This window comes from Pseudomonas iranensis (assembly GCF_014268585.2).
Classification (GTDB): domain Bacteria; phylum Pseudomonadota; class Gammaproteobacteria; order Pseudomonadales; family Pseudomonadaceae; genus Aquipseudomonas; species Aquipseudomonas iranensis.
On record NZ_CP077092.1, the window covers coordinates 57135 to 69194 of the forward strand.

Consider the following 12060-nt stretch of genomic DNA (forward strand, 5'->3'; position numbering starts at 1 on the left):
ATCCTCAGGTCAGATCGCGCAGAGCAGCGTCGAGAGTTGGATAACGGAATGTGTAGCCGGCCTCGGTCAAACGCTGCGGCACCACGCGCTGACCGTCGAAGAACAACTGCGCCATCTCCCCCGCCAATGCACGCACTGGCGCGGCGGGAATGTGCAACCACACCGGGCGCTTGAGGACCTTGCCGACCTGCTCGGCGAACGCGGCCTGACTGACCGTTTCGGGCGCGACCATGTTGTAGATGCCACGTAGAGTGTCGTCGTTGAAAGCCCGCGCGATCACCTGAAGCACATCGTCGCGATGCACCCAGCTCATGATCTGCCGACCGTCGCCCATGCGCCCGCCGAAACCCAGGCGTAACGGCATCAGCAGCGGCGTCAACGCACCGCCCGGGCCGAACACCACACCGAGACGCAGCACCACCTGACGCACGCCAAACTCGGTGGCCGGTTGCGCGGCGGCTTCCCAACGCGCGCAGAGTTCGGCCATGAAGCCATCGCCCTTGCTGGCGTGTTCGTCGAGGCTTTCGCTGGCATCGCGCACGCCGTAGAAACCGATGGCTGATGCTTGAATCCATAGCGTTGGTTTGTGCTTGGTGTGTTTCAGCCAGGTTATCAACGCTTCGGTGGTGCCGACTCGACTGGCGAGCAGTTGCGCCTGACGTTTGGGAGTCCAGCGCGGGCCGGCGACAGGGGCGCCGGCGAGATTGATCACTACGTCAAAGGCTTCGTCGTGGCTGAGTTCGTTGAGTGAATGCATGCAGCGGATGCGACCGTTGAATAGATTGGCCGCGTTCAACGGATCGCGCGTCAGTACGCTGATGGAGTGGCCCGCGTCGAGTAATTGATTGACCAAGGCTTTACCGATAAATCCGGTGCCGCCGGTGATCAGCACACGTTTGAAAGCGCCACCGGCAAACGGGTTGGACAGGCTCGTTGTCTTTACTGCAGGAGACTTCCGGCGGTCATGCCGATACAGCCAGAACAGTGGCGGCAACAACACCAGCAACGCAAAACCGTCGAGCCACAGGTGCGACCAGACCTGTTGTTGCGCTGAGAGCCACATGTCCTGCGGCGCCCATAACAGGATGCCAGCGGTCAACCAGCCCCACATCGCCGGGGCTTTCAAGCGATTGCCCAAGTGCACCAGCGCGAGCATGTACAACGAATAACTTTGCAGCGTCGCGCCGAATAGCGCGAGCCACCAGACTTGTTGTTCGTGGCCGGCGGTGGGAACCGGATCGGCGCCCCAGAATGCGAGTTCGAGGGTGTGCAGATAGCCGTCGAGTAATCCGGAATGCCCGGCCCACGTCAGGGTGAGGCCGGCAAGAATGTGCACGATTGCGGCGGCGTATAGCCAGAGCACCAACGCTGGGCGAAGGGAGATCGAGGGGGCTGGCATTCCGTGTCCTGAGCGCGTTCCTTGGGGGTGGGGAGTTTAAAGGAAAATGGGTGTTTTCAGTCGCTCGAACACAATACGTTTTGTCGCTATCGCACTGAGTGAGCGTCAATCAAGACGAGCAGCTCCTTCAACCTAGCAATATCCTCCTCATAAAAGGCATTACATTGCGTCACGACCACATATTCATAGCCGGTCGCTTTTTCATGGGTGCTGCATACAATCCCCGGACCTTCCCCGCCATCCTGCCTTCCATACACGACATCCCGCGCATCCGTCAGCACCCAGCCTGACATTGCCAATTTCGTACTGGCTGATTCAGGAAGTCCATCGAAGTGCATGATTGCCTCAGCATTCGGCAGCTTGACAAGCAAGTTGTATGGCGACGATAAAGAACTCATTCCCACAGTTTTCGTGACTTCGGCGAGGTCCTTACCCCGCACGATAAACGTGGGGAGGCCGTCTAGATCACCTTCATAAGTTGACTGATGAAGTGGCGAAAGTTTCAGGACTGCAATTGCGCCCTTGCTGACACAGCTGACGAGCTCCAGCATTGGCTGAACGTCATGAAACTCGCAGGTGGAATCTTGAGCAAACAATGTCGGTGATAGAAGTGTCGTGCAGAATGCGAACACCCACCTCAAACAAGATTGGGGCAAGCTCAACTGAATGCCCCTGTACGCATTTCCATTCACTGAGTGCCACCTGCTCCAATACATTCAATTGAATCGCTGGAATCCAAGAAACTCCACAAAGCCGCCGAACGCGCCATAGACCACCACGTCAAACTGCCCACTGAACCAAACGCAACACGCGAGACCGGCCTCTTTAACCTCTCCCCGGCACCGACGCCGAAGCACTCATGGCCAACGCCTCCGAAGACCGCCTGTCCATAAGCGTCATTGCCTCAGACCTCGCCGACGACCTCCACGGCTCCCGCCGCTCGGTTGCACATTTAGTAGCATTTGCTCGGAGCTATTGGCTCAATCACTTCCGACCGAAGTCGCTTAGCAGCATCGAGACCTGACTCGTATCCCTTGTCGGCGGCTAGCTGATAGCAAGCCAAGGCACGAGGAATATCCTTCTCGCCGAGATCGCCACTCTTCCAGTAGTCACCAAGCGCGACAATTGCATGCGCTGACCCCATGGAGCCGGCACGAATAAGCTCTTTCTCAACATCAATTGGCCGCTGGCACGGTCCGCTTCCGGCCGTTTCATTGCCAAAACAATAGAAGCTTGCCAGACCCTCAGCGCCTCCTGGTGAATTCAAAGCTGCTGCTTTGAAAAGAGCCTCAACTTTGCTGTATTCCAACTGCGGAGCCATACCCGACAGACTCAGCCTAGCCGCAGACTCACTGGAAATAGGATCGCCTGAAGCAGCTGCACACAGGTAATTTTCCAAAGCCGCTTCAAAAAGCTCCACTGTGAGTCGATATTGCTCAAGACCACCCAAACTAATAAACCCTTGTGCACGCTGTGAGCAGAAATTTTCCTCACGACTCAATGAGCGCGTACTGGCTACAGAAAGCTCCTTTTCGGGAATCGACCAATCCTCAACCCCCTCAAGCGTCCAGCAGGCTTTACGCGAAAAGTTGAAGATCTTGATATTGCTGTTTCCGGCACGTTTATCCACAACGTCAACGTGACGATCATCTACCTTCTCGACTTCTATTCCTTCGACTTTCCCATCTGGCACCGCAGCCATTAAGGGAAACGCCATCTCGCGCCCCACCACTGCAGTGACGTGAGTCACTATCCGTCCTATATCCGACGTCCCCTTCAACACCAATAGCTTCACGGCCTGCGCAGTTAGTCGCTTCTGCGATTCGGCATTAGCGGAGAATGCTGGAAGAAACTGTGCAAAGTCTTGCGTAGGGCACGAGCCACGTCCAATTGTCGGGCCACTCCCGATATCGGACGCGATATTGTCCAAAAACACTGAACGGTCACGACTCATACTGGCGATGCAATTGTTCACCGCTGCCACATGCGCCGAAGAGCCCCGTTCCGCCTCCAACGCATCGACCTGGCAATCGGTATCGCGCAGTTTGATCCAGGCGCGCTGAGCCTCCTGAACCGTTGCCTTTTGGCTCGCCGCAAGAACTGGATCAGTTTGATACCCACCTTCGAGCCGAACCATCAGTTCTTGATAACTGGTATTCAACTGCTTATCTGCAGCAACCTTGGCACTCACAGAACATCTTTCCCTCTGAGAGTTCGTAGTGATATCGGCACATGCATCGTCAGCAAATGCATGTCCCCCCAACAGAGATAAACCACCAATCAGCACGGCGGGCAGCACCGGAATAAGATATTTACTCAAAGCAAATTCCAACAATATTTTGCGAAAGTGTATTTTTAATTCGAGCCTATTCTTCAAGGGAGATAGCCATTTTCAGAGTAGATCCATTCAGATAAACGACTGCTTCGCGCCCATTAATATCGACAGGGGTAGGATTCTGGATCATTCCTTCATCACTAGCCTTCGCAATTTTTGTTAACGTCTTATCCGCAACATTGGCACGCCAAATAGTTTCATCACCATTCTTGAAATAAAACGTCGGCCGTGACTTGCTCCAAATCGGAGCATATATATTCCAACCGGCCTCGGGCCGACCAGCCTGCGCTATCGTTTCATACCCTGAGATGTGCGAGTAGTACGCTTGCAATTTTCCATACTCACCACCCCAACCGAATGTCAAACCACTAACAGCATTTTCATCAGCATTTGGCCACTGCTGGAACAGCAAACTGCTTTCCAATGGCGGAGATTTTGAACCGAGCTTATAAACCATCCCCCGCAGCTGATTCTTAGAGAGCTGCTGTCGATAGTAAAACGCCCCATCCAAGATTCCCGCGAATCTTTTCCCTTCGTCGTTTGAACCCAAACTGAAAGCACCATCAAAACCGATATCTTTCGCAATCGTGTGCAATACCGGCCTGTCGTTGCGATCAACGTACTCATATAGATTACCCCGGTACGCAATCATCGCCGCATCAAAATGCCCTTCGAACACGATGACATGCAACATGCCTGAAATTGTTTCAGCGGAGATCACAAATCGTTCAACAGCCCCTTTTTCATTGGGAAGCCATGCTAAATCAATGACCTTCCATGAGCGTTCAAACTGTTTGTAAGGCTTATCCCCCAACATTAACTTAATATCTTTCTGAGTCGGCCTAGGCGCAATAGGAACCGGCGACAGAAAGCGTATCTGCCGAACATAAGAGTCCTCTAAACACTCCACTGACTCACAAGAGTTACGCTCCGACTCAAGCCATTCACTTTCGATTAATTGAAAAACCCGCCGATTTTTTATCGACTTGAATACTTCACTTAGCTTTTCATCCATTGCGGACAAGGAAGGAGAACGACAAATTTTCCTTTCTACGTCCGTTGAAGCTTTGCCACAGTCGGAACTCGCAGAAAATGCCACCGAACTGAAAAGCAAAAAAGCTAACGGTAAAAAGCTAGGGAGCGAATATATATTTTTCATTGATTCACGCTTTCAGGCATTGAACTTCGCAAAGCGGGTTGCGAGATGCTTGGGGCGTTCATTTATCCGCCGCTTCATTTGTTACCCTCTTTGCCAATGCTCGACGACATCAACATCCACCCGCATCGCCACACAAGATCCATCCGCGTATTTCTTTGCCTTTCGGTGTTTTAAACATAATCGAAAGCCAGCCAGCCTCAACAGCCTCCTGCTCAACCCTATCCCCGGAAACCAAATACATACGAGTGACATCGTCAAAAACTGGAGAGCTATAAATTGTAGCTTTTTTATTTATTGTCAGCTGAACCGGCACACCTTCATTCCATTTAGAAAACGCTGGAGTCGCAAGTTTATTACTAACAGACAATTGATCCTTGTAAGGAAATTCATACATTAGATTCTGGTAATCGTCTGCCAATATATCGCCACCCTCACCAAAATATTTGGAGACTCGCTCATCCCTTGAATAACCACTCTCGCTCTTTTTGTAAACATGCACGCTGTAATATTCACCAGAATATCTAACTCCGGTGTCTGAATGTATTCCCACACTGTGTATTACAAAAAGCTCTTTCTCGGAACTACCTTGAACATCAGAAAAAAATGCCGAGCGGACTTTTCCTGTGTCTGCCAAATACGGTAACTGCCCAACGAGCTTCTTAGATTTACTCAAACAATCAACATAGTTAACATCAATACCCACTTGATTGTTCGAATCTTCACTGCTCGCCTCATCCTCTATAGGAACGAGATCAAAAACAATCGCACCGTCTTTTGTCGGGATCGAATGGTACACTTTACTCTCAGGGACCTCGCAAGCTAGCGAAGCCACCGAAGACAGGCAAAATGAAACTAACAATGAAAATTTACATAAGCGCTTCATAACGAACAGCCCCCGAACACAACCTTGAATTTCTCAGCAACTTCTTTAGTAAACTTCTCTCGCTGATCAAGTTCTTTCAGCCCAGAGTTGATAATCCTAGTCACAGATTTAATCTTCGCATCTACATCAGGTGAACTTGCATCCGCAAGTGAACCAATACCTTTCGCCTTCCAAAACCATAGACCAGACTCTAATGCAACCCTCATATTGTCCTGTACCAGGTTCGGATTAGCATCGATATTCACACCTATCGCTACAGCACATTCACGATAGTTAGCATAGTGGGTCAAATGAAGAAGGCCTCTCCCCCTATAGTCGTTATGAGGGTACTGATTGCTACCAAAGCTATGTTTACCATACGCTGGATCGTTTGCAATCAGATGCTGATCTATATACTCAAGCTTCTCTTCTCTGGTTAGTGACATCCCCAGCCTTGCAAAACCATCATTAATAGCGGTTGGCGCCATTCTATATAGTTTCTCGGCTGTGTAGCTACGACGAGTGTAATTTAAACTTTCCCTAAACGCAGAAAATTGAAAAGTCTCGTGCTTACCCTGCCCCATTATATGAAATACCTGAGCACAGGTATTTACTCCATACTTAGGGAAAAGCTCGTTCGCCACCATGACAAACTCACTTACAAAAGTATCCGTTACGGAGGATGGACAAATACTCCGCATCAATGCATTTGTTAATGCTATATTACTGCCACACTTTTTGCAGACATTACTCCCGGACGATGGCATCATATTCCCAATGAGCGCGATTGGATGAAAATGCCATACAACTCCATCGCCTACCCCTTTAGATTGTATAGCTGGATCATCCCAAAATATTAAACTATCTATTCGTTCTTTTTCGTGCTTTAGAACAGATGGATAATTTTCTAGCATCGTGTCCAGCCGCGCCCATTTGGCAGAGTCCGACTTGGATTTCCACTCCGTAGGGTGATATGCAATTAGCTTTGACCAGTGATCTCTTAAATCCAGATTCTTAAGTGCAATCGGAAAATCCTCGGGAGTAACTTTTTGATCATTATTACCAAATCGATCCAAGCCCCTATATAAGTTCTGGAAGAACTCTGGCATATCATCAGGATCCAGAAAACCATCAGAATTTGAATTTAATTCCTTAACGATGCGAAAGCCTAGTTTTTCCCAGTCATGCTGACTAAGAAGCTCCGCGCCTTCTTTTTTGAGCAAACCTGATTTGCTCTCTGTATTATCAAATACGGTTACCTCATACCACTCTTCAGCGTCCTTATAGAGAACAGTTTTCCCGAGCTCTACAAATTTCTCATTCGAGATTGTCACGCTTTCGGTTACAGGAGGCTTACCTTTTAAGGTCGTATTTGCTGGCAAGTGTAAGTATTGCTTCCCTTGCTTCAAAGTTGCTTTATTTTTCAGAAAATCCTCAATTCTCGGATCTGCCGAAAAAATTTCAACGTGAACTTGATAATTTCTCGAAACCCCTCCATCAGGACCTGCTAATGTTTCATTCAAACCAAGAAAACCGATTATGTCACCTGCCTTAATTGCCGTGTCCATCGGCACAACCTTATCAAACTCCGTAGGAACCAACCCCAGCAATTGAACATAAGGCTTTTCAACACAAGCCCAAAAAGTTGCTGGGACAGGAGTAGAATGGCTTTTCAAACCGGTTGTAGCACTGGAAATACTTGGCACGAAGGAACATTCCGCCATTTTGTAAAGTTTAGAACCAATCTTCAGGTTAAAAACTTTTCCACTATCAAATTCTATTACGCTATTTGTACAAAGTACTAAATCTTCGTTTTGCCCCAGACTATTTACCTGTCTCATTGCAGCCCCAGCTACAGCGCCGTTACTCTGGGGTGAGGGGGCTACCCTTAAGGTAAGCCCAGAGCCGGAAACTATCGCTCTGACCTTGCCCTTCCAATAATCTGGCTTCTTCCGCTCCGGTGCAGTTATTGCTTTCCAGCTCGCACTGCCATCACCTCTTGGGTATGCAACACCGTTTTGCTTGTAGGCGAACCAGAAATCCTGTCCTGGCGTGCGTCCACCTACTGTACCTTTAATTAGTTTGCCTTTCGCGTGGATGTGATCAGAGTGCTCTTCAAGTATTTCAATTTCAGTTCCAGCAGAAATCGAACCATATTCGATGCAGCCAGTTGCGCCAGCAACATCGCTTCGAGCTTTAAACCCACTTGCGATCATCTTTATTTTTTGAGGGCCCGTCTGTTCCGGTTCATCCGCGTACCTCTGATATGGCAGCAAATGCATATACAGGCTATAAAATACGAGTTCATTACTAGTATTGGGCACGACCTCTTTATTAGGTGGTGATTTATAGTCGTGCTTGACAAGGCAGAATGAATTTGAGTACTCCAATTCCTCTGTAGCACTCGAACCTTCAAACTCCGTCTTTAAATAATCCTCATTCAATCGATAGGCTACGACGACACCATCTCCAATACAACGAATAGGCTCATCTCTCACACACTGCGGAGCAGTCTTATGCGTGATATGAATACCGCCATGCCAAAATCCATGACTCCCAAGTAAAAAGTTACCTGCGCTTTCACTCTCAAGTGCTTTGAAGATTTCTTCAGCATCCTTAAATTGCGATCCATCCGCTTTTCTAAACGGGTACTGAAAGTTCATTAATGGTGTAGATTCTACCGGTGCAGGTGCAGGTGCAGGTGCAGGTGCAGGTGCAGGTGCAGGTGCGGATCCTTCCCCCGTCCGAGTCGACTCCTTAACCCTTAGAAACTTTGTAGGGACTGGCCAAAAATATGCTTTGCTATAGGCACCAAACTTTGCAGTAGCTGGACCGGAGCTTTGCGCCCCAAAAAACTCACCATATTGAGAGTCCAGCGTACTATCATAGTGTTCTACGATACCCGTATGATTTAGCGTTTTATTATCTCGATTAGAGATTACGTTAATCCAGAGTACGATATCTCCTCGCCTCACATTAGCAGGACTAATTACATCATAGTATTGAAGTGCGGCCGCACTATTTAGCCCCGCCGTGTTCTGGTAAGGAACTTGATATCCAGCACCTGTGAGCAACAGGTTTACCATATGAGAGCAATCGACGATTTTTTTGCCATTTTCTACGACAAAACCATCCCCACCTTCCTTATATCTATAGTTAGCACTCGTATAGTTACTTGATAAATCTAGTGGCTCTGTCATTTCTGCTTCCTGCAATAATCAGTAGCAATAGCTGGCTTTAGTAATTTCAGCGGTCTGTTTATTTAGACGTTCCAAATGTGCGATAGACCCTTTGCTGCCTTTTTTGGCAGCCACTTGGTAGCACGCAACCGCCCGGGACATGTCCTTCGTTACCAGCTCTCCAGTTTCAAAGGCACGCCCGAGTGCATTTATCGCAAAAGCACTTCCCATACGGGCCGCTTGCGTCAGCGCTTCCTCAGCCTGTGCTGGATGCTGGCAAGGGCCATTGGAGGAAATATTGTTTCCATCGCAATAGAACAACGAGAGGCTCATCGCCCCCTCAGGCAGAGTGGTCGCTGCTGCCTTGAATAGCTGCTCAACCTTCTCCGTTTGCAACTGCGGAGCCATTCCGGAAAGACTCAAGCTTGCTGCATTCAAACTAGCCTGGGGATCGCCGGAAGCGGCTGCGCATAGATAGTTTTCCAAGGAAGCTTCAAACAACTCACCTGTGAGTCGGTACTGCTCCAGCCCCCCTAGACCTCTAAAGGCCTCTGCACGTTGAAAGCAAAAATTCTCTGCCTCGCTCATGCGGGGCTTGCTCGTCTCTACGAGATCTTTCTCACTGATCGACCAATCTTCAACCCCCTCAAGCACCCAACACGCTTGGAGAGAAAAGTTAAAAATCTTGATGTTGCTATTACCTGCTCGCTTATCCACTACGTTGAAATGATTATCGTCAATCGCCTCAACCTCTACGCCTTCAGTCTTGTCCGCGCCTACAGGCGCCATCAACGGAAACGCTAAATTGGTGCTAGTAAGCCCCATCGTTTGAGGCTCAAAAACCCCATGATCTCCCACCGGTTTCAAAACCAGCGACTTCACCGTCATTGCAGTCCACCGCTGCTGAGTTTCGGCATTCGCAGAAAACGCTGGCAGAAACTGGGAAAAGTCCTCGGACGGACATTCATCCGCATAAGCGCTGCCATGAAACAGGCTCAACAGCGACGCGGTGAAAACCGCCATCGTGATGCCATTGCTCTTCTTCAAAACACCATTCATGTCGATCACTCAGAAAACACAAAAAAAGCCTTCGGCTTAACCTTCTCAGGCGGCGCATTCAACAACGCCTGATCCATCAAACTCCCCGCCTTATCCTTATCCGCCGCCCCCGGCAGCACTGGCGGTTTAATCCCGATCCCCGTGCCGGACCCAGCCGAGCCACCCGCATTGATCTTGATCACCGGCCCAACCACCGTAACCCCACCGCCATCAAGCTTGATAAAGCTCCCACCCCCAAGAATGGTCAGCTCTGTCCCCGCCTCAATAACGATCTTGTCCCCAGCCTTGAGGTGTATCTCTTTCCCCACGCTGGTCAGCTGCGCAGTCCCCAGCTTCACATGCTGGTTCTGCCCAATCGTCAGGTGATCATCCAGCTTCGCTTCAACCTTGCGGTCGGAAATCGTGGTGCGGTGTTCTTCAGCCTTCAGCTCGGTGTAGGTGTTCTTAACCACCGTGTCATGACGCTCATTCCCGACCCGAATCTTCTGGTCGTGCTCAACGTTCTCATCCCAGTCGCGCTGCGCATGAATGTAGATCTGCTCCGCACCTTTCTTGTCTTCAATGCGCAGTTCGTTATACCCACCGCCACCCGGGGAGCTGAGCGTTTTGAACACACTGCGGGTCTTGTTCGCAGGCAAGGCGTACGGCACCGGGTTTTCCTTGTGGTACAGGCAGCCGGTTACCAGCGGTTGATCGGGGTCGCCTTCGAGGAAGGTGACGAGGACTTCCATGCCGATGCGCGGGATGCTGATGGCGCCGTAGCGGTCGCCGGCCCAGGAGCTGGAGACGCGTAGCCAGCAGCTGGTTTTGTCGTCGGCCAGGCCTTCGCGGTCCCAGTGGAACTGGACTTTGATGCGGCCGTATTGGTCGCAGTGGATTTCTTCGCCTTTGGGGCCGGTGACCATGGCGGTCTGGCTGCCGAGCACGCGTGGTTTCGGGTGTTCGAGGGCCGGGCGGTAGAACACGTCCCACGGGGTGGCGAGGAAGGTGTTGCGGTAGCCCTGGTGGAAGTCGTCCTTGTTGTCGGTGGTGTCGCTGGTCACGCCTTCTTCGAGGACTTGCGGTTGTTTGCCTTCGTGGAAGATTTCGGTGAGCAGCCAGAGGTCGTTCCACTCGCTGCGCGGGTGGTCGGACATTTCCATGAAGTGGCCGCTGACCAGTTTGGTCTGGTCGCCGCGACCTTCGGCCTGGCGGTAGTCGGCGCGGTGGCGTTCGAGGGCGCGCTGGCTGAGGAACTTGCCGCGCGCGCGGTCGATGAAGCGGCCGGGGTAGTCGTAGTCTTCGAGATCTGGCTCAGTGCTCTCGCCGTCCGGTTTGTACGCAGCTTCCATTCGCAGGCGCGGTTTTTCGAAATCGTAGTCGCGGCGCGTGGTGCGCGTGGTGCGGGTTTCCAGGCGCAGTTTGAAGGCTTTGATCACCGGCTCGTCGGCGACCATGCCGCTGCCCTGCACGTACGCAGTCGGCTGGCCGAGGTCGGGGAACACGGTCTGGTCGTCGCCGAACACCAGCAGGTGCGCTTTTTCGCTGTGCTGGAAGTGGTAGTGGATGCCTTCCTCTTCGCACAGACGCTGGACGAAATGCAGGTCGGTTTCGTCGTACTGCACGCAGTAGTCACGATCCGGGCACGGCTGGCTGAGCTGGAAGCTGTAGGCGTTGCTCTTGATGCCGTGCTCTTCGAGGATCAGCGCGATGATTTTCGGCGCCGACATCTGCTGGTAGATGCGCTGGTTGGTGCGGTGATGCAGGTATTGCAGTTGCGGCACGATCGAGACTTTGTAGCGGGTCAGGCGCTTGCCGGCATCGCCCTGGGCGACGCGGTAGATCTGCCCGTGAATGCCCGAGCCCTGTGGATCGAACGCGAGAAACGCCTGCTTGTGCAGCAGTTGTTCGAGGTCCAGATCGGGGTTTTCGCTGACCAGTTCGAGGTCGAAGCGATACGCCTGGCTGATGCCTTCGGTGCCGGTGAACGACAGCACTTGCAGGTCGCCGACGTAGTCTTCGACCTTGAGGCTGAAGTGGGTTTCGTTAGCTGAGTTGAACATCGTGTGCTCCCTGTTCGAATGTCAT

The 12060-nt window shown here is 51.2% G+C and carries 8 protein-coding genes and 1 pseudogene; 1 reads left to right on the forward strand and 8 read right to left on the reverse strand.

Annotated elements, in window-relative coordinates; all coding sequences use genetic code 11:
* Positions 1 to 4 precede the first annotated feature (4 nt).
* Together HU724_RS00300 and HU724_RS00305 are read right to left on the reverse strand one after the other, a co-directional pair.
* Entirely contained in the window at positions 5 to 1399 is a 1395-nt protein-coding gene (locus tag HU724_RS00300) for a TIGR01777 family oxidoreductase (protein WP_186568795.1), read from the reverse strand.
* 86 nt (positions 1400 to 1485) lie between these two features.
* Positions 1486 to 1950, reverse strand: a complete 465-nt coding sequence (locus HU724_RS00305; protein ID WP_130911199.1) for a hypothetical protein — start codon at positions 1948 to 1950, stop codon at positions 1486 to 1488.
* Positions 1951 to 2094: 144 nt separating this feature from the next.
* On the opposite strand from HU724_RS00305, the pseudogene HU724_RS27465 reads away from it, so the two are divergent.
* Positions 2095 to 2348, forward strand: a pseudogene (locus HU724_RS27465) (DUF6124 family protein); the annotation flags it as partial.
* Between the two features lie 3 nt (positions 2349 to 2351).
* Here HU724_RS27465 and HU724_RS00310 read toward each other — a convergent pair.
* The 6 genes from HU724_RS00310 to HU724_RS00335 form a co-directional block, all read right to left on the reverse strand.
* The gene (locus HU724_RS00310; RefSeq protein WP_186568794.1) at positions 2352 to 3719 is read right to left on the reverse strand and encodes a lysozyme inhibitor LprI family protein; all 1368 of its coding nucleotides are present in this window, start codon (positions 3717 to 3719) and stop codon (positions 2352 to 2354) included.
* Positions 3720 to 3765: 46 nt separating this feature from the next.
* Positions 3766 to 4893 (reverse strand): lysozyme inhibitor LprI family protein, encoded by a 1128-nt coding sequence (locus HU724_RS00315; RefSeq protein ID WP_130911198.1) that lies wholly within the window; start codon positions 4891 to 4893, stop codon positions 3766 to 3768.
* A 109-nt stretch (positions 4894 to 5002) separates the two neighbouring features.
* Positions 5003 to 5689, reverse strand: a complete 687-nt coding sequence (locus HU724_RS00320; RefSeq protein WP_225927650.1) for a hypothetical protein — start codon at positions 5687 to 5689, stop codon at positions 5003 to 5005.
* A gap of 83 nt (positions 5690 to 5772) precedes the next feature.
* Positions 5773 to 8955: a glycoside hydrolase family 19 protein gene (locus HU724_RS27470; protein ID WP_225927651.1), complete on the reverse strand. Its 3183-nt coding sequence runs from the start codon at positions 8953 to 8955 to the stop codon at positions 5773 to 5775.
* An 18-nt stretch (positions 8956 to 8973) separates the two neighbouring features.
* The gene (locus HU724_RS00330) at positions 8974 to 9993 is read right to left on the reverse strand and encodes a tetratricopeptide repeat protein (protein WP_130911196.1); all 1020 of its coding nucleotides are present in this window, start codon (positions 9991 to 9993) and stop codon (positions 8974 to 8976) included.
* 5 nt (positions 9994 to 9998) lie between these two features.
* On the reverse strand, positions 9999 to 12035 hold the full coding sequence (locus HU724_RS00335; protein WP_186568792.1) for a type VI secretion system Vgr family protein: 2037 nt from the start codon (positions 12033 to 12035) through the stop codon (positions 9999 to 10001).
* Positions 12036 to 12060: the final 25 nt, after the last annotated feature.